The sequence below is a fragment of the Dyella sp. NPDC103356 genome, from assembly GCF_055584465.1.
The window spans coordinates 1-25892 of record NZ_JBVJLZ010000007.1 but is presented as its reverse complement, the minus strand read 5'-3'; the positions used below and the strand labels follow the sequence as shown (position 1 = coordinate 25892).

Genomic DNA, 25892 nt, shown 5'->3' with positions numbered 1-25892 from the left:
GCCTAACCTACGGCGGCGGCTTTTTTCTCAGGTGTGGGTGCGGCCTTTCTTATCCGCATCACAATCTGCCTGATGTATTTCACGACCGCATCGGGGCGATCTCCCTGGATGTCATGCCCGCTGTGCGGAATCAAAATATTGCGACCCTGGGTGGACAGGTTTGCGATGCGGTCGTGACCGGACATCCAGGCAGCCCGGGCAGCGCTGGCTTGGGCCAGCGGGTAGTCGTGAAATTGATTTCCGGCCGTCAGCACCACCAACGGCATATCACCGAAATTCGGGTCCGCATGGCGAACTTCGAGTTCGGTGGGCGAAAGGCCGCCGCCGGGCGGAGCGATACCTTGTTCCATTTCCGATACATACGCAGCCTGTTGTTTAGCCTGACTGCTTTCGCGATCGAGCACGTGGTGAATGAGCCGGTCCGGATTGGGTGGGTCGTCCATGCAGGCGGCGTGCTGCGGCCGCTGCAGTTTGCCTTGCGTCGCCCACGCAAGACATTGCCTGGCCTGATCCATATCGTTGGTGTCCTCTGCCTTCCATGCCTGCTTTTCCGTAGCGGTCCAGTTCGCGGTAATGACTTCGTCCTGCCCGACAAACGCCGGGTCGACAAACAGCAGGCCCGCGACATCGTTGGGAAAGCTTGCGGCGTAAAGACTTTCGTAGAGGCCGCCGCTCGAGTGACCGACGAGTACAACCGGTGTTGTCAGCGGGGCACGATGAATCAGCCGATGCAGGTCGTCGACGATATGCAATGCATCGGAGGGTCGTTGCGCGGCGTCGCTGAAACCGAAGCCCGCACGGTCATAGGCACAGGCGCGTGTAAAGCCCGCTACGGCCAGTTGGACTTTGCGAAACGCTATCGAGTCTTCGCCCAGCCCGGCTTCGAAAATGACCGTCGGTGTGCCTTGGCCCAGGCAGAAGAGATTCAGTCGTCGGCCGTGATCGATGTCGACCAGGGTGTGGGCGTGGGTGTATTCGCGCGATGGCACGGCCGGGAGGGTGGCTGCGTGTGCGGCACATAGCGTGCCTATGTAGAGGGCGAGCGAGCCGATCTTGATCAAGGCGCCCCTTCACCGCTGCGCATACGGACTATGCTCCATCAGATCCTGCGCATACCCGTCCATATGCAAGGCCTCGCGTTTCAAGGCCTGGCGTACTGCGTCGCGAAAACCTTCGTCGGCAAGATAGTGGCGTGAATGCGTGCGCACCGGCAGAAACCCGCGTGCGAGCTTGTGTTCACCCTGCGCACCCGGTTCGAAGCGTTGCAGACCATGTTCGATCGCATACGCGATGCCCTGGTAGTAGCACAGCTCGAAGTGCAGGCCGGGCAGGTCGACCGTGGCGCCCCAGTACCGTCCGTACAAGGTGTGACTGCTGCGCAGGAACATCGCCATCGCAAAGATGGTCGAGCCGCTGCGTGCGATCGCCACCTGGACGCGGTCGCCCAGGCGTTGGCCCAGGTCGACGAAAAAAGCTTCGGTCAACGCGGCATGATTGCCCTTGGCGTCGAACGTCGATTCGTACAACGCATGGATCTGATGCCACTGCTCCGCATCGAGCGAATCGCCACCGCGCATCTCGATGCGCATGCCGCTCTGCATGACCTGGCCACGTTCATGGCGGATGTTCTTGCGCTTCTTGTGATTGAGCGCCGCGAGAAAATCGCCGAAATCGCTATAGCCGCGGTTGGGCCAGTGAAACTGCACATCCGAACGCGCCAGCCAGTGTTCGTCGAACGCGGGCAGGTCGTCATCGGTAAGAAAGTTCGCGTGCGCCGATGACAGGCCGTAGCGATCGACCTGGGCGCGCATGGCCGCAACCAGCGCCTGGCGTCGCAGATCGCTTTCGGCCGTGTTGCCGACCAATAGACGCGCGCCGGTCACCGGCGAGTACGGCACCGCGTTGAGCAGCTTCGGATAGTAGTCGCCACCGGCGCGCTCCCAGGCGCCCGCCCAGCTCCAGTCGAACACGAACTCGCCGTGCGAATTGCCCTTGAGGTAAAGCGGCGCCGCGGCGACCAACTGGTTGCCTTCGTGCAGCACGAGGTGATGCGCGCGCCAACCAAAATCGTCCCGGATGCAGCCGGTAGTTTCCAGCGCCGACAGAAACGCATGCGATAGAAAAGGATTGTCGTCCGGGAGTAGGGCATCCCAGGCGGCAGCGGGCAAGTCGGCGATGCTTTCGTGGAAGCGGGCTTCGATCACTCGGGAGACTTTAAGGGCGAGAAAGTGTTCCCTTGGTCGTCATCCCGGCGTAGGCCGGGATCCAGAGGCTTCAGTATTCGGTTGTCGCGAAAACCGAACCGCAAGGTCACTGGGTCCCGGCCTACGCCGGGACGACGAACTGGGTGAGGCCATAACGCAGATCAAACCACCGGCGTCTGCTGATCCAGCCAACGCTCCGCATCCAGCGCGGCCATGCAGCCAAAGCCGGCCGAGGTCACGGCCTGGCGATACACATGATCGGCGACATCGCCCGCGGCGAACACGCCGGGGATATTGGTCATCGTCGCCATGCCGTCCAGGCCCGAACGGATCTTGATATAGCCATCGCGCATGTCCAACTGGCCGTCGAAGATGCCGGTGTTGGGCGTGTGGCCGATCGCCACGAAGAAGCCGGTGACATCCAGATCGCGCGTGGCACCGGTGTTCACGTCTTTCACGCGCACGCCGTTCACACCGCTGTCATCGCCCAGTACCTCATCCACCGCGTGGTTCCAGATCAGCTCGATCTTGCCGGCCGCTGCCTTCTCGAACAGCTTGTCCTGCATGATCTTTTCCGCGCGCAGCTTGTCGCGGCGGTGCACCAGGTACACCTTGCGGGCGATGTTGGACAGATACAGCGCCTCTTCGACCGCCGTATTGCCGCCGCCGACCACCACCACGTCCTGCTCGCGGAAGAAGAAGCCGTCGCAGGTGGCGCAGGCCGATACGCCCTTGCCCTTGAAATGCTCTTCACTGGCCAGGCCCAGGTACTTGGCGGTCGCACCGGTGGTAATGATCAGCGCGTCGGCGGTGTACTCGCCCGAATCGCCCTTGAGGCGGAACGGGCGCTGCTTCAGGTCCACCGTATGGATATGGTCGAACACCATCTCGGTCTTGAAGCGCTCGGCGTGCTCGGCCATGCGCTGCATCAAGGCGGGCCCCTGCAACCCCTCCACGTCACCCGGCCAGTTGTCGACGTCGGTGGTGGTCATCAGCTGCCCGCCCTGCTGCAGGCCGGTGATCATGGTCGGCTTCAGATTGGCGCGGGCAGCGTACACGGCAGCCGTATAGCCGGCGGGGCCGGAGCCCAGGATCAGCAGGCGGCTGTGCTTAGGGGTCGTCATTGATATAATCCTTAAAGTTTGCAGGCAGCTTGAATCACTATTCGCTCCACATCCTGCGGCGGTTTCACCTAAGACCGCCTTCAGGCATCAGAGAACGAGTTTTGAACCCGCAAGGATGGGGAAGACATGCAGCCGATTCAAGGCGCAGGCGACTGTAACGCTATCCGCGATGGCTGACATCGCGGTTTTTTGTGCACTGACAGGATCTTCCACTCCCCATGCGTATCGGCATTCCTTCTGAAACCAAGACCCTAGAGGGTCGCGTTGCCCTGGTCCCCGCTGCCGCCGCCGACCTGGTTCGCCGCGGCCACGAAGTATTCATCCAGGCCGGCGCCGGCCTGAAGAGCGGCTTTTCCGACGAGTCATACACCAAGGTCGGCGTGAAACTCGCCGCTGACGCCGCCGCCCTGTACGAGGCTGGCGAGCTGATCGTCAAGGTGAAGGAGCCGGTCGCCGGCGACCTGGCCCTGCTCAAGAAGCACCACCTGCTGTTCTGCTACCTGCATCTGGCCGCCGAGCCGGCGCTGACCAAGAGCCTGCTGGACATCGGCCTGACCGGCGTCGCCTTCGAGTCGGTCGAGGAAGACGGCGGCCTGCCGCTGCTGCTGCCGATGTCGGTGATCGCCGGCCGCATCGCCACCCAGATCGGCACCACGCTGCTGCATCGTCCGCAGGGCGGTAAGGGCAAGCTGCTGGGCGGCATGGCCTCGACCCCGCGCGGCAAGGTCGTTGTGCTCGGCGCGGGCGCTGCCGGCGGCAACGCCGCTGCGCTTGCCGCTGCTGCCGGCGCCAACGTAGTGGTGTTCGACAAGCGCCAGGACCGCCTGGCCGAAATGATGGCAATGGGCCCGAACGTCACCGCTCTGTACGCCTACGAGTCCTCGGTGGCCGAAGAAGTGCGCGATGCCGACATCGTCGTCGGTGCCGTGCTGATCCCCAGCGCCAAGGCGCCGCGCGTGGTCACCGAAGAAATGGTCAAGACGATGGAGCCGGGCTCGGTGCTGGTCGACATTTCGATCGACCAGGGCGGCTGCTTCGAAACCTCGCGTCCGACCACCTGGAAGGAACCGACCTACGACGTGCACGGCGTGACGCATTTCTGCGTGACCAACATGCCGGGCGCCGTGCCGCAGACCTCGTCGGTGGCCATCTCGGCGGCAATCCTGCCGTACGTGCAGCGTCTGGCCGGCGGCAACGAGTGGCGCGACTTCGCTCCGCTCAAGGCCGGTATCAATGTGGACGGCGGCAAGCTGGTGCATCCGGCCCTGCTGGGCTGATAGGCTCCGCCCGATGGGGAACGGAGGCCTCGGGCTTCCGTTCCCCTTTTCTTTTTTAGCTTTTTCAATTAATTACAGCATTAAGCCAAGGTAAGACCTACGACAGGGTATGCTCTTGCGCCTAAGAGGGGCAGGGATGCTTACAGGGGAGCATTACGCTATGTCGGCAATAACCTACCCACGGTCCTTTATTGATTGCAGTTTATGAGGAATCCCAAACCGGTGGCGCGTAGCGCAAAAGCAACATCCAAAAAGGAAAAGCCGCGCGAGGGGCTCAGCGAAGAGCTCAAGCGTCGTCTGCGCGAGGCAGGCGCCTTGTTGCTGCTGCCGCTCGCTTTGTATCTGCTGGTTTGCCTGTTCAGTTACAACGACCAGGACCCTAGCTGGGGCCATGCCAGCACGGCCGAGCACGCCCACAATCTGGGCGGCGAAGTGGGCGCGAACATCGCCAACCTGCTGCGCTACATCTTCGGCCTCGTCGCTTATTGTTTCCCGTTGTTGCTGCTGATCCTCGGCGTGCAGGTGCTGCGTCATCGCGGCGAGCGCAATGTGCAGCCGTGGGAGCCGTCGCTGCGGTTGATCGGCTTTGTACTGTTTTTCATCACCACGCCGGCCCTGGCGTGGTTGAACCTGCACGACGCGCAGATTCTGCCGGAAGGCGCAGGCGGCATTGTCGGTCGCTGGGTTGGCCACGGTTTGTTGCGTGCCTTTGGCGACAAAGGTGCGCCGTTGCTGTTGCTCGCCTTGTTCCTGATAGCAGTCACGCTCGCCACCGGCCTGTCCTGGTTCAAGGTGATGGACCTGCTCGGTGCCGGCGTGGTCAAGCTCGGTAGCTGGTTCGGCGGCAAGCTCAAGGAAGCCCCCGAAGCCCTGGCCGCGCGTCAGGCACGCGCCGAGCGCGAAGTGGTCAAGAAGGTCGAGGCGGTCAAGCAGGCCAAGCGCGAACCGGTGCGTATCGAATCGGCGCCGACGCCGGTGATCAAGAGCGAACGCGCCCGCCAGGAAACGCAGATTCCCTTGTTCACCGGCGCTGCCGCACCGGGCGAACTGCCGCCGTTGTCCCTGCTGGACGAAGCACCGCCGCAAGGCCCGGGCTATTCGGAAGAAACCCTCGAAGTGCTGTCGCGCCAGGTCGAACTGAAGCTCAAGGACTTCCGTATCGAGGCGAAGGTCGTGGGCGTCTATCCGGGCCCGGTGATCACGCGCTTCGAACTGGAACCTGCCGCCGGCGTGCGCGGTTCGCAGGTGTCGAGCCTGGACAAGGACATTGCGCGCGGGCTGTCCGTGGTCAGCGTGCGCGTGGTCGACGTGATTCCGGGCAAGAACGTGATCGGCCTGGAAATCCCCAATACCAAGAAGCAGATCGTCTACCTGTCGGAGATTCTGCGCTCGGACAAATACGACCAGCTCAAGTCGCCCTTGGCGCTGGCGCTGGGCAAGGACATCGCCGGCAAGCCGACCGTGGTCGACCTGGCCAAGATGCCGCACTTGCTGGTGGCCGGTACCACCGGTTCGGGCAAGTCCGTGGCGGTGAACGCGATGGTGTTGAGCTTGTTGTACAAGTCCAGCCCCAAAGACGTGCGCATGATCATGATCGACCCGAAGATGCTGGAGCTGTCGGTCTACGACAAGATTCCGCATCTGCTCGCGCCGGTCGTCACCGACATGAAAGAAGCCGCCAACGCGCTGCGCTGGTGCGTGGGCGAAATGGAGCGTCGCTACAAGCTGATGGCCGCAGTCGGCGTGCGCAACCTCGCTGGTTTCAACAAGAAGGTGAAGGACGCCGAGAATGCCGGTCAGCCCATGCTCGACCCGCTGTTCCGTCCGAATCCGGACATGCCCAACCTGGCCGCCGAGCCGCTGGAGCCGCTACCGTACATCGTGGTGATCATCGACGAATTTGCCGACATGATGATGATCGTCGGCAAGAAGGTCGAAGAACTGATCGCGCGTCTTGCGCAAAAGGCGCGTGCCGCTGGCGTGCATCTGATTCTCGCCACGCAGCGTCCGTCGGTGGACGTGATCACCGGTTTGATCAAGGCAAACATCCCCACGCGCATCGCGTTCCAGGTGTCGTCGAAGATCGATTCGCGCACCATCCTCGATCAATCGGGCGCTGAAACGCTGCTAGGCCATGGCGACATGCTTTACCTGCCGCCCGGCACCGCTACGCCCGAGCGTGTACATGGCGCCTTCGTCGATGACCATGAAGTGCATCACGTGGTCGACTGGCTCAAGTCGCAGGGTTCGCCGCAATACATCGAAGGTGTGCTGGAAGAATCGCAACCCACCGGCGACGGCAAGTTCATCAGCGACTCCGGTCTGCCGTTGGAAGAAGAGGCCGGCGGCGACGCGGAAGCGCAGCTCTATGACAAGGCGGTGCGCATCGTGACCGAAAGCCGTCGCGCATCGATCTCCGGCGTCCAGCGGCATCTGCGTATCGGCTACAACCGCGCGGCGCGCCTGATCGAACAGATGGAGCAGGAGGGCGTGGTCAGCGCACCGCAGCACAACGGCAATCGCGAAGTGCTGGCGCCGCCGCCGCCCAAGAACTAAACCTACTTCGTCATTCCGGCGCAGGCCGGAGCCCAGTGCCCTCGGTTTCAGGTTGTCGCGAAAATCGATACGCATCGCTACTGGGTTCCGGCCTGCGCCGGAATGACGAGCTAAAAGCAAAGATCATCGGGATCTCCAATGAATCGTCTTATCGTCACTATCGCCACCTTCGCGCTCGCCTTCACCGCGCATGCCGCCACCGGCAACGCGCGCGCCAAGCTCGATGCGTTCGCCACCGGCCTGCACTCGCTCACCGGCAACTTCAGCCAGACCTTGACCGACGCCAACGGTCAGCCCGGCAAATCCAGCTCGGGCACGCTGGCGTTGGAAGCGCCGCGCCAGTTCCGCTGGGAAACCATCGCGCCGTACAAGCAGACCATCGTTGCCGACGGCAGCCGCGTGTGGCTGTACGACCCGGACCTGGAGCAGGTCACCGTGCGCATCCAAAGTGGCGAAGAAGCACATAGCCCGCTCACGGTGCTGACCGATCTGAAGCAGATGGACCGCGATTTCAAAGTGACCGAGCAGGGCGAACGCGACGGCCTGAGCTGGGTGCGCCTGACCTCGACCGCGAAAGACCCGCAGTTCGACTATGCCGACTTAGGCTTCGACGCCAACGGCCTGGCACGCATGACCTTCCGCGACCAGCTCGGCGCTACCACGGACATCCATTTCTCCGGCTGGCAGCGCAACGCATCGATTGCGCCGCAGACCTTCAACTTCGTGCCGCCCAAGGGCGCGGACGTAATCGGCGATGCGCCGGTGCTTACCACGCAGCCGATTAAAAATTAACGTCGGACGAACGGGTCGCGATTAAAGTCGCGATCAAAGGCACCCCCTCACCCCAGCCCTCTCCCCCGGCGAAGCCAGGGGAGAGGGGGCGCACTGAGGCAAGTTTGAACTTTGCGCGCTTTTTAGCTCCCTCTCCCCTGGCTCCGCCGGGGGAGAGGGTTGGGGTGAGGGGGCGCAAGAGGCGAGGCGAAGCGAGCCTGTAAACACCGCTCCAAACACAAGGACGAACAGATGTTCATAGTGTGGATGATCGTCGGCGCAGTGCTGGGGGCACTGGCCGATCAGGGGTATTTCGGCGCATTGGTCGGCGCTGCGATCGGCTTGCTCTGGGCGCGCCAATCGCGCCTGTCGCGCGAGCTGTCCGCAACGCGTGCGCGCTTGAATGAGCTGGCCTTGCCGCCGGCAGCGCAGTCGAGAGCAGAAGCCGATGCGATCGTGCATCGCGCAGCGGATATCGCACAGACACAACCACCACCGGCATACGTACCTCCACCCCCGCCGGTCGCACCGCCTCTGCCCGCCGCCTCAGCGCCCGACGCCTGGGCCGACGACATACAGCGTCCGCACACGCCGGCGATGCCGCCCTCCGTACCCAGCGGCCCGTCGTTGATCGAACGGGCCTGGGGCTGGTTTACCGAAGGCAACGTCCCGGTGAAAGTCGGCATCCTGGTGTTGTTCGCCGGTGTCGCCGCGCTGCTCAAGTACGCCTCCGATAGCGGCATGTTGCGCCTGCCGATTGGCTTGCGCCTGAGCGTCGTCGCGCTGGCGGCCATCGGTGGTCTTGCCTTTGGCTGGCGACAGCGTTCGCAACGACGCGTGTTTGGGCTGTCGCTGCAGGGTGGTGCGATCGGCGTCCTTATCATCGTGATCTTTGCTGCGTTCCGCTTGTACAACCTGATTCCGTCAAGCGCGGCATTCGCCTTGCTGTTGGTGCTGGTCGCCGGCATCGGCATGCTCGCCGTGCTGCAAGATGCATTGGCGCTCGCCATGCTCGGCTTGGTCGCGGGCTTTGCCGCGCCGATCCTGGTCTCGACCGGGCAGGGCAGTCACGTGGCGCTTTTCAGCTACTACGCGATCCTCAATCTGGCCATTCTCGGCATCGCCTGGAAACGCTCCTGGCGCGTGCTCAACCTGCTCGGTTTCATTGCCACCTTCGGCATCGGCACAGCGTGGGGCGTGCTGAAATACGAGCCGCATCTTTTCAACAGCACTGAGCCGTTCCTGGTGCTGAACTTCCTGTTCTACCTCATCATCCCCTGGCTGCATGTGTTGCGCGCACCGGCCGATCGACGCTTGATCATCGACGGCAGCCTGATGTTCGGCAATCCCTTGATCAGCTTGTTGCTGCAGGGCGCCTTGCTGCAATGGGATCCGCGTGCGATGGCGTTCTCCGCGCTCGCCGCGGGCGTGGTCTACATCGTGTTTGCCTACGTCGTGCGCAACCATCCGGCGATGCGTTTGCTGCGTGAGACCTGGGCGGTACTGGCGGTAGCCTTCGCCACGCTCGCGGTGCCGCTGGCACTCAATGCGAATGTCACCGGCAGCATCTTCGCGCTCGAAGGCGCGGGCCTGATCTGGCTGGGTCTGCGCCAGCAGCGCGCCTTGGCACGCTGGAGCGGCCTGTCGCTGCAACTGCTGGCAGCGTGCGCCTTGCTGCTCGGCCGCCACTGGTACCTGACGAACGAATGGCCGGTGCTCAATCGCGATTTCATCGGTGCCTTGCTGCTGATCGTCGCGGGTATCGCCAGTTGCGTGCTCTACGTGCGCAACGACGGCGAGCGCTCGACCCACCGCCTGCTTGCCGTTGCGCTCTATGCGTGGAGCTTATTGTGGTGGGTGGCGGCGTCTGGTACGGAAATCGGTCGCTTCGTCGATGTCCGATTCTGGCCGGCCGCATGGTTCACCCTGCTCGCGTTCACCGCGTGGCTGATCGCCGAAGTAGCGCAGCGCGAGACACGATTCGAGCTGGGTGCCGTATTGCGCTACAGCCCACCGGCCTTCCTGTTCGTGATGCTGCTGGTGTTGTTGCGGCTGGTCGAATTGCGCGAGCAACCCTTGGCCGGCTGGACGCTGGCGGCGATCGTCGCAGCAGCGGCGTTCGGCTGGCGTACCTTGATTTGCCTGCGCGCCTTTGCACTCAGCGCCAGCCTGGCGCAGCTGGCATGGCTGTGGCGCTGGTGCGCGATCCTGGTACTGGCGATCTGGGTGGCCTTCGATGGTGCACGCTGGATATCGACCAGTTGGGTCTTCGTACTGAGCTTTACCCCGGCGTTCCTGCTCACCGCACTCGCACTGTGGCGTCCGCGCTGGATCGCGGCACCGCTGGCCTTGCATCTGCCGCAATGGCGCACGCCGCTGCTGTATTCGCTGTTCGCCTTGCTCGGCGTGCTTGCGCTGCTGGCCCTGGGTAGCGATGGCGATGCCACGCCGTTGCCGTATATCCCGTTGATCAACCCGCTCGAGCTGATGTTGCTGGCGATCGTGTTCTTCTTCGCACGCTGGCTGGCCGATGCGCAGACGCCGGTTGTGTTGAAACAGCAACGCGCGTTGGTGGCCGGTGCGATCGTGCTGATCTTCGTAACCGATGCGACCTTGCGCGCGGTGCATCAGCTCGGTGGCGTCGGCTGGAGCGATGCGCTTGCCCAGTCCAGCCTCGCGCAGATGTCGCTTACCGTCGTGTGGAGCGTGCTCGGCCTGGTGGCCTGGGTGTGGGGCTCGCGCCGCGGGCATCGCATGCTGTGGCTGGCCGGCGCCATCATGATGGGCGTGGTACTGGCCAAGCTGCTGCTGATCGACCGTGCTCAGTTGGGCAACCTTTTCGGTATCGGTTCGTTTATCGCCTACGGTCTGCTTTGTACCGTCATCGGTTATCTCGCACCGGCGCCGCCGAAACAGGCGCCGCCGCTTTCATCTTCCAGGGAGGAGGGCACTCATGCGCCTTGATCTTCGTTTGTTCGGGTTGGCCTTGCTGTTGCCCGTAGCCGCGGCGCAAGCCAGCGCGCAGACCGATTACGCCTACGCGTTTGCGCTCGACACGAAAACGCCGAGCGAGGCCTATCGCGTTGCCTTGACGCCCGAGGTCTACGCGGCGATCAACCGCAATGCCAATCTGCAGGACATCGTGGTGGTCAATAGCGATGGCCAGCCGGTGCCGTTCGGACCGATGCCGGTCGAGCCGCCGCAGACGCGCGATTTCACCGCGCACACGCGGATGCTGCCGGTACCGGTATCGCGCGATGCCGCTGGCGCCGTGCGCGTGGAGCGCAATACCAACGGCGATATCGTGATCAACCAGGGCGCAGCGACTGGATCGGCCAAGCCGACGCAGTGGCTGATCGATGCCGGCAGCAGCGCCAGTGTCGAGCACATCGAGCTCGATCCGACGTCGGTGACGCAGGATATCCAGCTGCATGTCGAAGTCGATGCCAGCGACGACCTGAAGAACTGGAGCCAGCGCGGCGATACCGGCAGCCTGACGCGCGTCAGCGGCCAGGGTGACGACGGCGGCGTGGAGCAGTTGTCGCTCGATGTTGGCGGCACACCGGCACGCTATTACCGCATCCGCCTGATCGACGGCGACGTGGACTGGAGCAATGGCCACACGCCCAACGTCACCCTGCAGGGCAGTTACGTACCGGCGCCCGCCGATACGTTGGCCACACTGAGTTGGCAGCGCGCACTGGAAGACACCAAGCAAAACGGCACGGATTTCGACTATCGCCTGATCGCCGCGTTGCCGCTGCAGGCCGCCAAGCTGGCCTTGCCCAGCAGCAACGTCGCCGCGCATGTCACGCTGTTGGCCGGCGAGGACGACAACGGCAAGATGCAATGGTCGCCGCTGGGCTCGGCAGACATCGTGCGTGTCGGTAGCGGCGCCGCCGAGGTCACCTTGCGCTGGACCAGCCAACCGATCCAGCACCTGCGCGTGCATGTGGATACCGCGCTCGCGGCACCACCGACGCTGGTCGTGGGCTGGGAGCCGGATCAATTCATGTTCATGGCCGAAGGGCACGCGCCGTACCGACTGCTGGCAGGCAGCTACGCCGCACGGCGCGGCGACTATCCGATGACCGCCTCGCTGGAAAAGCTGCGCGATGTGAAGCCCAGCGACTGGCTGCCGCCGGAGGCCGGGCTTGGTGCTCGTGCCGACGCCGGCGGCCCGAATGCGCTGCTGGCGCCCAAGCTGCCCTATGATTGGACGCGTCCCGTGCTGTGGCTTGTACTCATCCTTGGCGCTTTGTTGATCGCGGGTATGGCATGGAGTCTGCTGAAGCAATCGCGTGGCGATCAACCGGCCCCCAAACCCTAAGTTCGACATGTCCCTCTTACCATCGAATACCGGACTCTTCCCTGAGTCCGATGCGTTAAAGCCGCTGGCCGAGCGTATGCGTCCGCGCAACCTGGACGAGATCGTCGGCCAGCAACGTGTGCTTGCACCCGGCAAGGCCCTGCGCCGTGCGCTGGAAGCCGGCCGCGTGCATTCGATGGTGCTGTGGGGGCCACCCGGTTGCGGCAAGACCACGCTCGCCTTGTTGGTGGCGCGTTATGCCGATGCGGATTTCCGTGCCATCTCGGCCGTGCTTTCCGGGTTGCCCGAAGTGCGCAAGGCGCTGGCCGAAGCGGAGGCCAATTTCGCGCAGGGCCGGCGCACCGTGTTGTTCGTCGACGAGGTGCATCGCTTCAACAAGGCGCAGCAGGACGCCTTCCTGCCGCATATCGAACGTGGCGTGATCATCTTTATCGGCGCCACCACCGAAAACCCGTCGTTCGAGTTGAACTCGGCGCTGCTCTCGCGTTGCCGCGTGCATGTGCTGGAATCTGTCTCCATCGACGACATCGTTGCCGCGCTCAAGCGTGCGCTTGCCGACACGGAACGCGGTTTGGGCGAGCTCGGCTTGCAGGTCGCCGAGGATTCGTTGCGCTTGATCGCGCATGCCGCCGATGGCGATGTGCGCCGTGCACTCACGCTGCTGGAAATCGCCTCGGAGCTAGCCAACGACAACACCATCGACGACGCCACGCTGACCCAGGTGCTGGCCGATCGCACACGTCGTTTCGACAAGGGTGGCGAACAGTTCTACGACCAGATTTCCGCGTTGCATAAATCCGTACGCTCGTCCGATCCCGATGCCGCCGTGTACTGGCTGACGCGCATGTTGGATGGTGGCGTCGATCCGCTTTACCTCGCGCGTCGCATGACGCGTATGGCCGTCGAAGATATCGGCCTGGCCGAACCGCGTGCCTGGCGCATGGCGCTGGACGCCTGGGACACCTACGAGCGTTTGGGCAGTCCCGAAGGCGAGCTTGGCTTGGCGCAGCTGGCGATCTGGCTGGCCATCGCCCCCAAGAGCAATGCCGCCTACATGGCCTACAACCAGGCCCGCGCCGTCATCGGCCAGACCGGCACTCTGGACGTCCCCATGCACCTGCGCAACGCCCCAACCAAGCTGATGAAAGGCCTGGGCTACGGCAAGGGCTACCAATACGACCACGACGCCGAAGGCGGCATCGCCCTCGACCAGCAATGCCTTCCCGATGCGCTCGAAGGCATGGTGTTCTACGAACCGGTGGAACGGGGGCTGGAAATCAAGCTGCGCGAGAAGCTGGCGGCCTTGCGCGAGTCGCGCGCGCAGGCGAGGAAGAAGTAGCCCGCGGGGACGAAAGCTTCCCGCAAGTCGTCGTTCCGGCCTGCGCCGGGATGACGAAATTGTGAAGGGCCGTATTCCAAAACGCCAACTGGCCCTAGGTCAGCAGGTCAATCGGTTTGGTTATAGTGGCTAACAATCGCCACCCTTCAGATACGTTATGAATCGACCCGATCCGCTACCTGCCGGTATACCCCGAGTCCGCTCTGCCGGGCCGCAGGGTACCCAGCTGCTATCCGTGCAGGAACTGCGGGAGTATGCCGAGGCGGTGCCATCGTTCGACGAGCGGGCCAGTACCCACCAGCCGGTGCTGGAGGGTGTCAGCCAGGGGATCGAAGGGCGGCGTTTCGTGCTGCGCTCGGGGCGACAGACGATCGGCCGGCGCAGCGACAGCAACATCATTCTCGACGACCTCAGCGTCTCGGCTTCGCATGCCTGGATCATCAACCAGCACGGCCACTATGTGGTCATGAACACGCTGTCGACCAACGGCACCTTCGTCAACGAGCAGCGTATCCACGAAGCCGTGCTTAAACATGGCGACCGCCTGCGACTGGGGCAGGTCGAGTTCGTCTTTCTGACCCGTGAACCGGACGAAGGCTCGGCGGCGCGGCTCGCGCTGCGCATCGTGGCCGGTATCGTCGTGGTCGCGGCGGTGGCCGCGGCGGCTTGGTGGCTGGTTCGATAAGCCTGCCGTGAGCGTCGCGTCCATTCCGCAAACCATTGGCCGATACCGTATCGAAGGTATCCTCGGCGAGGGTGCCATGGCGGTGGTGTATGCCGGTTTCGATCCGGACATCGAACGCCGCGTGGCGATCAAGTGCCTGCACCGCGAAGTGGCCGACGACCCCGATTATCGCCGCCGCTTTCTGGTCGAGGCGCGCGCCGCCGGCCATCTGACCCATCCGCACATCGTCACCGTCTTCGACGCGGGTGAAACCGACGATGGTCGCCCGTACATCGCGATGGAACGCCTCACCGGCGAAACCCTCGCCAGCCGCGTCGCCACGCATGGCCTGCCCCCGCTGCCGACGATCATCGAGCTGATCACCCAGGTGGCTGCCGCGCTCGACTATGCACACACCCAGGGTGTGATTCATCACGACATCAAGCCCGACAACATTGTGCTGGTCGACGGTTGGCATCACGCCAAGATCAGCGACTTCGGCATTGCCGAACGGCGCGGCAAGCAAGACGGGCGTGCTAGCAAACGTATCGGTGGCACGCCGGCCTATATGGCGCCCGAGCGCTTGCGCGGCGAAAAAAGCGGTGCGCGCAGCGACCTGTTCTCGCTGGGCGTCGTGCTGCACTGGCTGGTGACCGGCAAGCTGCCCTGGCCCGATCACGAAGATATCAGGCAGACCATCGCCGAACGACAGCAGTCATTGCCGCCGGTAGAGCCGCGCGACCCGGCTGCGCCGTCGATGCTGGTGCATATCGTCGGCACCTTGCTGGCGTCGACGATCGAGGCGCGCTACCAACGCGGCGCCGAAGTCGTCGACGACCTGCGCGTTGCACAACGCGAATACGACCGCCTGCAGGAGCAGCCGCTGGTCAATCATTTCGTGTCGTTGCGTCTGCGTTGGGCCGGCGTGCTCGGTGCGATCCTGACCATGGTGCTGATCCTTGGTTTGGCGCTGATCTATGGCAAGCAGAATCGCGCCGTCACCGGCCTTGCATTCGACTTCGGCGGTTCGATGGCGCATATGATCGCCAGCGAATCGGCGGAGAATCTGTTGCTCGGCGATCGCGCGGCCACACGTGCACTGGTCGAGGACGTGGCACGCAATCAGCAGATTCATTACCTCGCCATCGCCGACCACGACGGCAACGTCGTAGCCAGCACGCGCGAGGACGAAATCGACCATCCGTTGCCGCCGATCAACGGCAAGAAGTACGAATCGCAGGCCAGCGATATTCAGAGCTATCTGAGTCCCGATAAGGGAGCAGGGCAGGACGATGTGCTGCTGTTCGACGTACCTGTGCTCTATCAGGTGAAAACCGTCGGTCAGCTACGTCTGGGCGTCAGCAACGCGCCGTTACACGCTGCGCAAAAGACCACGCTTGGTGTGATTCTTACCGTGTTGTTGGTGACCTTGACGGTGGTCATGGGCGCGGCGTATTGGCTGTTCCGTCGGCCGTTGATTCTGCTTGGCCTGGTGAGCGATGCGTTGCTGCGCGTGGCGCGTGGCGATTTTGGTTATCGCATTCGTCTGGTTCGCGGTGATGAGCTGGGGCGGTTGTTTGTGTCGTTCAACCTGATGAATACGTCGCTGCAGAATCGCCGGCGCCTGGGTATTCGACCCGCGCGGCGCGTGCCTGCGGAAAGTGCGACGCAGCCGACGCGTATTTTGCCTGTGTCTGAGAAAGACGACGCGGGTTAGCATCCCGCGAGCACCCAGCCCCCTCACCCCAACCCTCTCCCCCGGCGTAGCCAGGGGAGAGGGAGCAAAAGCGCGAGACTTTGAAGGCTTGCCTCAGTCGGTCCCCTCTCCCCTGGCTATGCCGGGGGAGAGGGTTAGGGTGAGGGGGGCTCTAAGCCCTCACCCCATCAAAGCTGCTTAAGCCGATGCTTCAACTCCAACGCCCGCGTCCGATAAACCGTAGCCGCCTCATACCCCGGATCGATCGCCAGCACGTGATCCCATAACGCAATCGCCTGATCCAGCTTCTGATCGCGATACAACACAATGGCGCGCTGGTGATAGTTGTTCAGTACCTGGGTACGCAACCCCGCCGCATCACCATTGGTGGGCTTCAACGTCGGGTCGAGCGACAATGCCTGGTCATAACGCGACACCGCATCGTCGCGATGCCCCTGGCCGAGCAGCGCAAGGCTTTCGTCCTGCAAACGTTTGGCCTGTACAGCCGGCGACACATGGCTCAAGGCTTTATCAGGCGCATTCTTGGCCGACGCGGGCACATGCAGTACTTGTCCCGCACGCAGCATCGACGGATTGGCGGCATTGTTGTAACGCGCCAGGATCAGAAACTGAGTGCCGTCACCGAGAAAGCGCGCCGCCAGCGTGCTGTACGAGTCGCCCGATTGCACGGTGTAGTTGCGTGAAGATGCCCCGAGCGCCTGCTGCGGGTCGACCGTTAATTGACGCAGCAGATTCTGCGCAAGCCGATCGTCCGGGTGCTGTTTCAGATAATGCTTCAGCGATTTCTCGCCATCCTCGTAGCGCCCCACTTGCAACTGACTTTTGATGATCGCGCTGATCGGCATGTCCGGAGCATCGTCCGTCTCGACCGGCGGCGGCGCCGGCGGTGCGATAGGGGCTTCCTGGTGAGGCGGTGTGCTTACCACCTTGGGCTTGGTGTGCATCTGCGAGCAGCCGGAGATGACCAGCGCGGTCGCCAGCCATCCCGCTGCCAGAACGTGTTTCGATAGTCCCTGTGTCGATGCCATGCGCAATATGTTTTCCAAAATGAATCTAAGCCGCTACATCGTCGCGACGCGCGGATGCGGCACCCGTCAACGTCGATCCCATCCACACCATCAACCGCCGTATCCAACCGGTATCGGCAACACGGGCAACAACTAGAGACGCATTGTCGGCATGTTCGCCGCCACGGCGGACTACCAGGGCCAGCGCGTGCTGTAGCGCCGCCGGTTGGTCTCGAGCGAAACCCAGCTCCGCCAACTCACGCGTGGAAAGATGCTCCCACACCCCGTCGCTGCACAGCACGAACGCCTGGCCCGGGCGCAGCGTGGCCAGGCCATGGTCGACGACGGGTGCATCCGCGCCCCCGAGACCGCGCAACAGCTTGTGCTGATCGGGGTCGCTGGCAAGGTCGGCTTCGGAGATATCGCCGCGCTGCCGTTTCAGCTGCGCCACGCTGTGGTCCTGGGTCTGTTCCAGGCAACGCCGCCCCTGAAAGCGATAGAGCCGGCTGTCGCCGACATGCGCCCAGCAGGCACGGTTGCCCTGGATCAATAACGCCACCGCGGTCGAATGGGGCTCGCCGCTGGCAAGCGTGTCGCGCAGGCGGCGTAATTGGGTATGTGCTTCCTGGCACAGTGTCTCCAGAAACAACGGGCCGGGCTGTTCGCGCCAGCTGCCTTGTTCCCACATCTGCCGCGCCACGCCGACCACGGTCTGCGCCGCCAGCTCGCCGGCACCGTCGCCGCCCATGCCATCGGCCAGCACCAGCAGGCGCGCATCCGCATCGGGTGCATGCAGGCAGACCAGTTCGTCCTGTTGTGTCGCACGCCCACCGCGCACCCGCCCGGCAACCACCAGTGGCGACACGCAAAGATCGACTTGCTCATCCAGCATTCGGCAGCCCCCCGATGCACCCGTCGCGAGTATAGCGATGGGCGAGGGCGCTTTAGTGCCCCAGTTCGCCTACCGCCTTACCCAAGGCGTCGAATAGCGCCGCACGCTCGGTTTCCGGTGCCCGGGACCCGGTCAGAAACCCCGCCACGATCACCACATGGCCGTCCGGCCAGCGTGCGATGCCGATGTCGTTGAAGGCCGGCGTCATGCCGTCGAACGTATCGGAGGTGCCGCCCTTGTGCGCAAACGTCACGCCCTTGGGCAAACCGGTTTCAAGGCGCTGCGGTCGCGCGTGCGTCATCAAAGACAACAAGTACTGCGTCGACTCTTTCGACAGCAGCTGGTTGAGCCAAAGCTTATGTAGAAAATCGACCGCGCCGATGGGCGTGCTGGTATCGCGTGGGTCGGTCATATAGGTGGCTACGCCGCGTTGCACATCCGGCGTCATCACATCGTTGTAGATCTCGCCTTCGCCGCGATCGCTACGAATACCCTCGATACCATGCGCGCGCAGAAACGCCGTCAGCTTGGCCGGGCCGCCAATCAGGCGCAGCAAGGCATCCGCCGCGGTGTTGTCGCTTTCATTGACGGCAGCCGCCAACAAATCGCGCAACGTCATCGTCGTGCTGTCGCCCTGAAAGTGATCCGCGATGGGGCTACGCCCGTGACGCAGATCGGCGCGTGTCAGCGTGATCTTTTGCGCCAGCGAAAGCTCGCCGCGCTCGACCTTCGCCAGCACCGCCGCACCCAGCGGTGCCTTGAACACACTCATCATCGGATAGCCGCGCTCGGCATGGACCTGCCACGTCTTGCCGCTTTGCACATCGAGCACGGCGATACCGAAAGCGGCGGGGCGTGCTCGTTGCGCGATCGCATCGAGTCGCGCCTGCATGGCATCGGTGGCGAAAACGGGCCATGCAAGAACAGCCAGGGCGAAGGCGATAGTGCAGCGCGTCAAAGGTTTCATCGTGTTCTCCGCAGCTAGAGCCGATGCACTGTCGCGGACAAAAAGGGCACCGGGAAGGCAGCCTTGAGGCAATCGACCTTCTGTCCGGTTGCGTTGATGGCATGTCGCTTCTAGATTGCAGCCACCATCGATGAGAACCGGGGAGGGCTGATCATGCGCGTACTTGTTGCAGGGATTATTGGCGGTATCGTGATTTTCATCTGGGGCGCGCTGGCGCACACGATACTGGGGCTGGGCATGGTCGGCATCCATCAGCCCATCAACGAAGACGCGACACTGAACGGCCTGCGCCCCGGCCTGGGCCAGCAAGCGGGTATCTACATGGTGCCGTCGCTCGCTCCGGACAAAATGTCCGACAAGGGAGCGTTGCAGCTCTACACGCAAAAAGTGCAGAACGCGCCCTATGCCTTCATCGTGTATATGCCCCAAGCCGACAACATGACCCAGATGGGCCCGCAGTTAGGGCGTCAATGGGCATCGGACACGCTGGCGGCCTTGGCGTTGGCCTTCGTGATGGGGCTGGCCGCTTTCACCTTCGGCCGACGCATAAGCATCGCCATCGCAGCGGCGATCTTCAGCTGGCTGTGCACGATGGTGCCGTACTGGAACTGGTATCGCTTCCCACTCGACTTCACCTTGGCCGCCTTGGTCGAGCAGTTGGTGGGATGGATCCTGGCGGGTGCGGCCATGGCCTGGTGGCTAGGCCGGCGAGCACGCTAAAAAAAACTCTTGTGAATGTTGAGAGGGAGCACACCACTTCCCCTCAACGTCGTCCCGGCGAAGGCCGGGACCCAGCGTCTTTCATCCAACGAAGCGTAAGGCACTGGGTCCCGGCGTTCGCCGGGACGACGACTGTAGGTGAGCGCTACCCGGCAGCAGGCGCCCCAAACCACATCGTCAGCGCCTCAACGAGTCCTTGCGTGGATCCCTCACCAACCCAAGCCACATACCCATCCGGCCGAATCAACACCGCAACAGGCGCCGCAACGACACCAAGCACTGGCAGCTCCCACACCCCGTCATAACGCGCATCGACCCACCGAACCCGATCCGCCCACGGCGCCATATCAAAACCACCCGGCGCACCCAAGTTAAGCAACACCGCCTGCGCACCATGCAGCAGCGTAAAAACACGCATCGCTCCATCGGCCGTAACGACATCGAGATCAGGCATCCGCCGCCCAAGCAACGGATGCCCATCGCCAAGGTCGTAGTGGATATCCAACCCGGTCAGCATCCCGGCGAAGTGCTTACGCGGCGCGTCCATACCAAGCAGCTCCGCCATCATGTCGCGCGCCGCAGTCGTACGTTCATCCGGACGACGAAGCCCAATCGCCGCCATCGTAAGTTGCAGTACGCGCGCAGCCACCGGATGACGCTCGGTGTGATAGGTATCGAGCAAGCTTTCCGGCGAGATCCGCTTGACCACCTGCGCCAGTTTCCACCCCAGATTCACTGCATCCTGCACACCGGTCTGCAAACCCTGCCCACCATCCGGCGCATGTATATGCGCAGCATCGCCGGCCAACAGAACCCGCCCATTGCGGTAGGTCGCAGCTTGCCGCGTCACATCGGTAAACCGTGATATCCAGGTAGCGCTGTGCACCCCATAGTCGGTCCCGCAGGCAGCGATAAGCGCCTCGCGCAGATCGTCCAAGCCAGGTTCGGTAGTGGCACCGACCTGCGCCTCGGTCAGCATGACTCGCACCGGCCCTTCGTCCTTGAAGATCACCTCGCCATCGCGAATCTCGTACTCCACCCGGCCAAAAGAGTGGACACCAAGCGCCGTGCGATGAATGCCCATGGGCGGCAGCTCGGTCATCTCGACATCGGCGATCAGGCTGCTGATGGTCGGATCCCATCCAGGGAATTCGATACCGGCCATTTTGCGAATCAAGCTGCGCCCGCCATCGCACCCAACGAGATATTCCGCCCGCAGCGACTGGCCATCGGCCAGCGCGACGTCGACGCCGGACGCATCCTGCGCGAAACCAGCCACCTCGCTACCGTAGTAAATCGGCACCCCCAGCTCATGGACCCAGCCGGCCAGAATCCGCTCGATATGGTTCTGCCACAGCCCAAGGCTGTAGTTGTGTCGCGTGGGAAAGTCGCTGATGTCCAGGGTGACCCGGGCAAACCCCACGATCTGCACCATCTGTCCCTCCGACAGAAACCGGTCCGCGATACCCCGCTGATCGAAAACCTCGATGGTGCGCGCGTGAAAGCCACCCGCCCGAGAGCCGGGCAGGGCCTGGCTGGCGCGCCGCTCCACAATCGCGACATCGACCCCCGCCAAGGCCAGCTCCCCAGCCAACATCAGCCCTGCCGGCCCGCCACCCGCGATCACCACGGCATGCGCCCTCATAGCCACGCCCCCGCCGCCAGCACCCACACGGCGGACTCCTTGGAGCTGAACACACACAACCAAGCCGCAAACACGACCAAAGACTCAAGACTCCACCGCGGCCTGTACACCGATAACAGCAAGCTCATATCGCCACTCCCATTACGAAGGGTCACCCCAAGGAGCCTTGAACAACCCCATTCCCCTCACCGTCGTCCCGGCGAACGCCGGGACCCAGCGCCTTCACGCCACAACCCAAGGCGCTGGATCCCGGCCTTCGCCGGGATGACGATCAAGGAGAGGTTTTCGAGGCCCATTGAGGCCGGCGATTGAGCACCACCCCAGGGGACTTGCCGCAAGCCCCCCATGCTTTAAGATATTGAAACGGGAGGTAGCCGTTTCCCGTGCTATCTCGCCGCCATTTGCGGCATCCCCACCCCCCAGCGATAATTCCCCGTTCAAGCCATCACGGGACGAGATCATGCTGGACCCCGCTCTACTGCGTACGCGCCTGGCCGAAACCGCCGCGCGCCTCAAGGACACCCGCGGTTACGCCCTGGACGTCTCCGCCATCGAAGCGCTGGAGAGCGAGCGCAAGCACTTGTCCACCGAAACGCAGGAGCTGCAGAACCTGCGCAACACCCGTTCCAAGGCGATCGGCCAGGCCAAGGGCAAGGGCGAAGACGTCGCGCCGCTGATGGCCGAGGTCGCCGGCATCGGCGACAAGCTCAAGGCCAACGAAACCGCGCTGGCCGACGTGCAGGCCAAGCTCGCCGCCATCACGCTGGGCGTACCCAACATCCCGCATGAATCCGTTCCGGTCGGCAAAGACGAAAACGACAACTTTGAAGTCACCCGCTGGGGCACGCCGCGCAACTTCGACTTCGACGTGAAAGACCATGTCGTGCTCGGCGAACGCCACGGCTGGCTCGACGGCGAAGCCGGCGCCAAGCTTTCCGGCGCACGCTTCACCGTGCTGCGCGGCCAGCTCGCACACCTGCATCGTGCACTCGCCCAGTTCATGATCGACCTGCACACCGGCGAGCACGGCTACCTCGAATGCAACGTGCCGGTGATCGTCAACGAGCACGCGCTGCACGGCACCGGCCAGCTGCCGAAGTTCGAAGAAGACCTGTTCTCCACCCAGGTCGGCGAATCGAAGCGTTACCTGATTCCCACCGCCGAAGTCTCGTTGACCAACCTGGTCGCCGACAGCATCGTCGACGCCGACACGCTGCCGCTGCGCATGACGGCGTACTCGTTGTGCTTCCGCGCCGAAGCCGGCAGCTACGGCCGTGACGTGCGCGGCATGATCCGCCAGCATCAGTTCGAGAAAGTCGAAATGGTGCAGATCGCCCGTGCAGGCGACTCCTACGCACAGCTCGAAGAAATGGTCGGCCACGCCGAAAAAGTGCTGCAAGCCCTCGGCCTGCCGTACCGCAAGCAGCTGTTGTGCACCGGCGACATGGGCTTCTCCGCCGCCAAGACCTACGACCTGGAAGTATGGCTACCCAGCCAGAACACCTATCGCGAAATCTCCAGCTGCTCCAACTGCGAAGACTTCCAGGCGCGGCGCATGCAGGCACGCGTCCGCAACCCGGAAACCAACAAGCCCGAACTCGTCCACACCTTGAACGGCTCGGGTCTCGCGGTGGGCCGCACGCTAATCGCGGTCATGGAGAACTACCAGAACGCCGACGGCTCCATCACCGTCCCCGAAGCGCTGCGCCCCTACATGCGCAACCTCGACACCATCGCCTGAAGGCAAACGAATGAGCGGGCAGGGCAACTGGAACAAAGTCGAATGGACCGCCAGCTACTTCTTGCTGGCGGTTCTCTTTACCGTGCTTATCATCCGGCTGGGCTTCGCCAGCGTCTGGGTTCTGCCCACGCTTGATCTGGTGCTCAGCTGGATCGCCTTCGTCGCGGTAACGGCGGCGTTCTGGTTTGGCCGCAAAAGCCGGCCGGTGCGGCTATGGGTCATCGGTTACGGTGCCGCTACCCAACTGATTCCCATGGTCATCCGCGAGCCGGTACTTCTGTTGCCGATCGTGGGCGCGGCGATTCCGGTGGGAATCATCGTATGGGCGTTGATTGCGCTGTCGAAAAAGGGCCAGGCAAGGGCCTCGACCGGCCATTCCTGACCGCGAAAAGCGGGCGAATCAGGAAACCCCTAGAAACCCTTCCTACTCGTCATTCCGGCGAAGGCCGGAATCCATTCCTCAAGGTGGATGTGTTCCACATGCCGCCCTGACAGGCGAGCACTGAAAAAGCTCCTCCTGCCAAAAACGGGACCGGCAAAGCCAACCACCGGCCACTCCTGATCCGGGAGCCTCTGGGAGTCCACCGCTGACAGTTCACTCCCTCGGATAACCTACCCTCCATCACCACCTCACCGTCGCCCCGGCGAACGCCGGGGCCCAGCGCCTCTACACGACAAGGCGCAACTCATGATCCCCGTCATCCTTCGGAATAACCCTTCGGAGAGAGTCCAGAGCTCCAAGCCCCACACATGGAAATCCAAACCCTCCTCCCACCACCCTGGCAGCAACTGACCCCACTTATCGAAGCCAGTACAGCGGAGGGATTCCGATTCCTCATGCGACTGAGAGAGGAATACCTCACCGCCCAAAAATGCTTCAACGCCCCAGGCGAAACATTGCTAGGCGCCTACGAACAAGGCGACCTCGTAGGCATCTGCGGCCTAACCCAAGACCCCTACAGCAACGACCCTCAAATCGGCCGCATCCGGCACCTCTACATCCACCCCAGCAACCGCGGCCACGGCATAGGCACCCAACTAGTCAAAGCCATCCAACAGCAGGCAGCCAGGACATTCACCTCACTGGTCCTACGCACCGACTCCGAAGCCGCCTCCCAGTTCTACCTAGCCCTCGGCTACGCCCCCACACCAGAATCAACAACAGCCACCCACCGCAAGCTCATAGCCCACAACAAGCCTCCCCATGGGTAGGGCAAGCCATCTATTCCTGTTAGAATCCCGCCCTCGCGCAAAGCGAACAGTTCCATGGAGAGATGGCCGAGCGGTTTAAGGCAGCAGTCTTGAAAACTGCCGTAGGTGTAAGCCTACCGTGGGTTCGAATCCCACTCTCTCCGCCAGTTTTGCAGATAAGCCCATTTTTGTGGGCTTTTTTGTGGACTGAGAAAAGGTCCGTCACTCCACATATCGCTCCACAAGTGAGCCGATATGCGTATTCCCAACTATCTCAGGTTGGCGCCCTCAGGCATCTGGCATTTTCGCCAAAGATTGTCCTCTAACCAGGCCCGTCTCACGGGCAAGACTGAACTCACCAAAAGCCTTGGTACCCGTGACCTTCTGACAGCGCAGAAACGTGCGCTGAGTCTCGTTGAGGGGTATGCTCAACCCTTCACGTTCAGGGGGCTGAGTGTGGCTAAGGATGGCATTCCAACGGTTTCTGAGGTCGCTCAAGGGAAGACGCCTGAGCGTTATAAGGTCATCCGTCACCCAGATGGCACGGTAGAAATTGAAGCCAACGGTAAGGCAGACCATGCCTTTGCCATGGATGCGCTAGAGCGCATCGGTCCATTAGACCAGGAGCCCTACTATCAGGAACTCATGCGAGCCGCTCGGGCCGCTGAGTCTCAACGGTCTCTAGCATCCGACCCAGCATCGAAGATTCCCGCCGTACCGATTGGAAAATTGGTTACTCAATGGCTGACCGAGATCAAGCCTTCGACCAAAACCAAGACCTTTAAAATAAAAACCACCGCCGTCGAGGGGTTCGCCAAACACTATGGCGAGAAGAATCCTTTGAACGATGCGGGTCGCATCGATGTGGGCAACTGGGTCATGGCACTTCGGGCAAGCAAGCTCGAAACCCCAACCATCGTCAACAAACTCAGCTATCTCAGGGGCTTCTTCGATTGGTCGAAGGCTCGCGGGTATTACCCATCATTTTCTCGCGATGAGAACCCCGCAGCGGGTCAAGTTATCTACGGTGTGCGGGAAAAGAGGCAACGCCGCGTGTTGGGTTTTAAGCCTTTTTCCAAGGAGCAAATCCAAGCCTTGTATGACGCCAAGGCGATGGAACAAGGTCTGAATGAGTCTGCCCGTTGGGGGGCATGGATTGGACTCTATACGGGTGCTCGGGTTGCGGAAGTTGGCCAGCTGACCTTGGCTGACTTTGTCGAAGTCGAGGGCATTCCATGCATCCGTATCTGTGATGAATCGGAAGGTCAGTCCGTCAAATCGGACATCAGCATCCGAACGGTTCCCATCCATCCAAAGCTCATCAAGCTTGGCCTTCTTAAGCGTGTCGAGTCACTGCGGAAAGCAGGAGAAACACGTCTGTTTCCGAGTGTGAAGACCGATGGCGTCAACGGGATGGGAAATTGGCTATCGAAGGCTTTCAGTCGTCATGTCTTGGCAATATCCGGGAAGCCCGAGAAGGGGAAGTTCGGTTTCCACTCCCTTCGAAAGTCTTTCATTCAGGGGCTACAGACTTTGGGCGTGCCTTCTGAGATCCGAGCTGCGTATGTCGGACACGAACTTGATGATGAACACCATGCTGCCTACAGCAGGGCTCCAACCATGAAGGAGCTGTTGCATAAAAGGGGTCGGAATGGACTACCCCCGATTTCTCGGACGGTTTAAATCGTCACCGTGAGCATACGCTCAAAACTGTCCGGCGATTGATAGTCAAGACTGCTGTGCAAGC

20 protein-coding genes and 1 tRNA gene are annotated in these 25892 nt (G+C 62.5%); 14 read left to right on the top strand and 7 right to left on the bottom strand.

Annotated features, from left to right (window positions below; genetic code table 11):
- Nucleotides 1–2: 2 nt before the first annotated feature.
- From ACZ6WW_RS16630 to trxB, 3 genes are all read right to left on the bottom strand, one after another.
- Nucleotides 3–1061 (bottom strand): alpha/beta hydrolase, encoded by a 1059-nt coding sequence (locus ACZ6WW_RS16630; protein ID WP_465275195.1) that lies wholly within the window; start codon nt 1059–1061, stop codon nt 3–5.
- Nucleotides 1062–1070: 9 nt separating this feature from the next.
- Entirely contained in the window at nt 1071–2204 is a 1134-nt protein-coding gene (locus ACZ6WW_RS16625) for a GNAT family N-acetyltransferase (RefSeq protein ID WP_465275194.1), read from the bottom strand.
- A 161-nt stretch (nt 2205–2365) separates the two neighbouring features.
- Nucleotides 2366–3328, bottom strand: a complete 963-nt coding sequence (gene trxB, locus ACZ6WW_RS16620; protein ID WP_465275193.1) for a thioredoxin-disulfide reductase — start codon at nt 3326–3328, stop codon at nt 2366–2368.
- A gap of 218 nt (nt 3329–3546) precedes the next feature.
- On the opposite strand from trxB, the gene ald reads away from it, so the two are divergent.
- The 8 genes from ald (at nt 3547) to ACZ6WW_RS16580 (ending at nt 15982) form a co-directional block, all read left to right on the top strand.
- Nucleotides 3547–4605 carry an alanine dehydrogenase gene (ald, locus tag ACZ6WW_RS16615; protein ID WP_281849369.1) on the top strand — a complete coding sequence of 353 codons (1059 nt, stop codon included), beginning with the start codon at nt 3547–3549 and terminating at the stop codon, nt 4603–4605.
- 204 nt (nt 4606–4809) lie between these two features.
- Nucleotides 4810–7161, top strand: coding sequence for a DNA translocase FtsK (locus ACZ6WW_RS16610; protein ID WP_465275192.1), 2352 nt, complete (start codon nt 4810–4812; stop codon nt 7159–7161).
- Nucleotides 7162–7299: 138 nt separating this feature from the next.
- Nucleotides 7300–7953, top strand: a complete 654-nt coding sequence (gene lolA / locus ACZ6WW_RS16605; RefSeq protein ID WP_465275191.1) for an outer membrane lipoprotein periplasmic chaperone LolA — start codon at nt 7300–7302, stop codon at nt 7951–7953.
- A 231-nt stretch (nt 7954–8184) separates the two neighbouring features.
- Nucleotides 8185–10896, top strand: a complete 2712-nt coding sequence (locus ACZ6WW_RS16600; protein ID WP_465275190.1) for a DUF2339 domain-containing protein — start codon at nt 8185–8187, stop codon at nt 10894–10896.
- Complete coding sequence (locus ACZ6WW_RS16595; RefSeq protein ID WP_465275189.1) at nt 10886–12262, top strand: DUF3999 family protein; 1377 nt, start codon at nt 10886–10888, stop codon at nt 12260–12262. Before ACZ6WW_RS16600 ends, ACZ6WW_RS16595 begins: the two co-directional genes overlap by 11 nt.
- 7 nt (nt 12263–12269) lie before the next feature.
- Nucleotides 12270–13601, top strand: coding sequence for a replication-associated recombination protein A (locus ACZ6WW_RS16590; RefSeq protein WP_465275188.1), 1332 nt, complete (start codon nt 12270–12272; stop codon nt 13599–13601).
- A gap of 157 nt (nt 13602–13758) precedes the next feature.
- Nucleotides 13759–14286 (top strand): FHA domain-containing protein, encoded by a 528-nt coding sequence (locus tag ACZ6WW_RS16585; RefSeq protein ID WP_465275187.1) that lies wholly within the window; start codon nt 13759–13761, stop codon nt 14284–14286.
- Between the two features lie 7 nt (nt 14287–14293).
- Nucleotides 14294–15982, top strand: a complete 1689-nt coding sequence (locus ACZ6WW_RS16580) for a protein kinase domain-containing protein (protein ID WP_465275186.1) — start codon at nt 14294–14296, stop codon at nt 15980–15982.
- A gap of 167 nt (nt 15983–16149) precedes the next feature.
- On the opposite strand, the gene ACZ6WW_RS16575 is transcribed toward ACZ6WW_RS16580, so the two are convergent.
- The 3 genes from ACZ6WW_RS16575 to bla are packed head-to-tail and all read right to left on the bottom strand — an operon-like array spanning nt 16150 to nt 18848.
- Nucleotides 16150–17010 (bottom strand): LysM peptidoglycan-binding domain-containing protein, encoded by an 861-nt coding sequence (locus ACZ6WW_RS16575; RefSeq protein ID WP_465275185.1) that lies wholly within the window; start codon nt 17008–17010, stop codon nt 16150–16152.
- Between the two features lie 25 nt (nt 17011–17035).
- Nucleotides 17036–17881, bottom strand: coding sequence for a PP2C family protein-serine/threonine phosphatase (locus ACZ6WW_RS16570; protein ID WP_465275184.1), 846 nt, complete (start codon nt 17879–17881; stop codon nt 17036–17038).
- A gap of 52 nt (nt 17882–17933) precedes the next feature.
- Complete coding sequence (bla, locus tag ACZ6WW_RS16565) at nt 17934–18848, bottom strand: class A beta-lactamase (RefSeq protein ID WP_465275183.1); 915 nt, start codon at nt 18846–18848, stop codon at nt 17934–17936.
- Nucleotides 18849–19001: 153 nt separating this feature from the next.
- On the opposite strand from bla, the gene ACZ6WW_RS16560 reads away from it, so the two are divergent.
- A complete protein-coding gene (locus ACZ6WW_RS16560; protein WP_465275182.1) occupies nt 19002–19568 on the top strand; it encodes a hypothetical protein in 567 nt (188 codons plus the stop codon).
- Between the two features lie 145 nt (nt 19569–19713).
- Here the strand turns inward: ACZ6WW_RS16560 and ACZ6WW_RS16555 are convergent, their stop codons facing one another.
- Nucleotides 19714–21213 carry an FAD-dependent monooxygenase gene (locus tag ACZ6WW_RS16555; RefSeq protein WP_465275181.1) on the bottom strand — a complete coding sequence of 500 codons (1500 nt, stop codon included), beginning with the start codon at nt 21211–21213 and terminating at the stop codon, nt 19714–19716.
- 460 nt (nt 21214–21673) lie between these two features.
- Here ACZ6WW_RS16555 and serS point away from each other — a divergent pair, with 460 nt between their 5' ends.
- The 5 genes from serS (at nt 21674) to ACZ6WW_RS16530 (ending at nt 25828) form a co-directional block, all read left to right on the top strand.
- Nucleotides 21674–22954 (top strand): serine--tRNA ligase, encoded by a 1281-nt coding sequence (gene serS / locus ACZ6WW_RS16550; RefSeq protein ID WP_465275180.1) that lies wholly within the window; start codon nt 21674–21676, stop codon nt 22952–22954.
- Between the two features lie 10 nt (nt 22955–22964).
- The gene (locus ACZ6WW_RS16545) at nt 22965–23336 is read left to right on the top strand and encodes an LrgA (protein ID WP_465275179.1); all 372 of its coding nucleotides are present in this window, start codon (nt 22965–22967) and stop codon (nt 23334–23336) included.
- A gap of 368 nt (nt 23337–23704) precedes the next feature.
- Nucleotides 23705–24166, top strand: coding sequence for a GNAT family N-acetyltransferase (locus ACZ6WW_RS16540; protein WP_465275178.1), 462 nt, complete (start codon nt 23705–23707; stop codon nt 24164–24166).
- Between the two features lie 56 nt (nt 24167–24222).
- Nucleotides 24223–24312: transfer RNA gene (locus ACZ6WW_RS16535), tRNA-Ser, on the top strand.
- A gap of 88 nt (nt 24313–24400) precedes the next feature.
- Nucleotides 24401–25828: a DUF6538 domain-containing protein gene (locus ACZ6WW_RS16530; protein ID WP_465275177.1), complete on the top strand. Its 1428-nt coding sequence runs from the start codon at nt 24401–24403 to the stop codon at nt 25826–25828.
- Nucleotides 25829–25892: the final 64 nt, after the last annotated feature.

What these genes read in the sequence shown, in the direction of transcription:
- trxB (WP_465275193.1), bottom strand. Translation starts at nt 3,328, where the DNA reads ATGACGACCCCTAAGCACAGCCGCCTGCTGATCCTGGGCTCCGGCCCC.
- ald (WP_281849369.1), top strand. Translation starts at nt 3,547, where the DNA reads ATGCGTATCGGCATTCCTTCTGAAACCAAGACCCTAGAGGGTCGCGTT.
- ACZ6WW_RS16610 (WP_465275192.1), top strand. Translation starts at nt 4,810, where the DNA reads ATGAGGAATCCCAAACCGGTGGCGCGTAGCGCAAAAGCAACATCCAAA.
- lolA (WP_465275191.1), top strand. Translation starts at nt 7,300, where the DNA reads ATGAATCGTCTTATCGTCACTATCGCCACCTTCGCGCTCGCCTTCACC.
- ACZ6WW_RS16600 (WP_465275190.1), top strand. Translation starts at nt 8,185, where the DNA reads ATGTTCATAGTGTGGATGATCGTCGGCGCAGTGCTGGGGGCACTGGCC.
- ACZ6WW_RS16595 (WP_465275189.1), top strand. Translation starts at nt 10,886, where the DNA reads ATGCGCCTTGATCTTCGTTTGTTCGGGTTGGCCTTGCTGTTGCCCGTA.
- ACZ6WW_RS16590 (WP_465275188.1), top strand. Translation starts at nt 12,270, where the DNA reads ATGTCCCTCTTACCATCGAATACCGGACTCTTCCCTGAGTCCGATGCG.
- ACZ6WW_RS16585 (WP_465275187.1), top strand. Translation starts at nt 13,759, where the DNA reads ATGAATCGACCCGATCCGCTACCTGCCGGTATACCCCGAGTCCGCTCT.
- ACZ6WW_RS16575 (WP_465275185.1), bottom strand. Translation starts at nt 17,010, where the DNA reads ATGGCATCGACACAGGGACTATCGAAACACGTTCTGGCAGCGGGATGG.
- ACZ6WW_RS16570 (WP_465275184.1), bottom strand. Translation starts at nt 17,881, where the DNA reads ATGCTGGATGAGCAAGTCGATCTTTGCGTGTCGCCACTGGTGGTTGCC.
- bla (WP_465275183.1), bottom strand. Translation starts at nt 18,848, where the DNA reads ATGAAACCTTTGACGCGCTGCACTATCGCCTTCGCCCTGGCTGTTCTT.
- ACZ6WW_RS16560 (WP_465275182.1), top strand. Translation starts at nt 19,002, where the DNA reads ATGCGCGTACTTGTTGCAGGGATTATTGGCGGTATCGTGATTTTCATC.
- ACZ6WW_RS16555 (WP_465275181.1), bottom strand. Translation starts at nt 21,213, where the DNA reads ATGAGGGCGCATGCCGTGGTGATCGCGGGTGGCGGGCCGGCAGGGCTG.
- serS (WP_465275180.1), top strand. Translation starts at nt 21,674, where the DNA reads ATGCTGGACCCCGCTCTACTGCGTACGCGCCTGGCCGAAACCGCCGCG.
- ACZ6WW_RS16545 (WP_465275179.1), top strand. Translation starts at nt 22,965, where the DNA reads ATGAGCGGGCAGGGCAACTGGAACAAAGTCGAATGGACCGCCAGCTAC.
- ACZ6WW_RS16540 (WP_465275178.1), top strand. Translation starts at nt 23,705, where the DNA reads ATGGAAATCCAAACCCTCCTCCCACCACCCTGGCAGCAACTGACCCCA.
- ACZ6WW_RS16530 (WP_465275177.1), top strand. Translation starts at nt 24,401, where the DNA reads ATGCGTATTCCCAACTATCTCAGGTTGGCGCCCTCAGGCATCTGGCAT.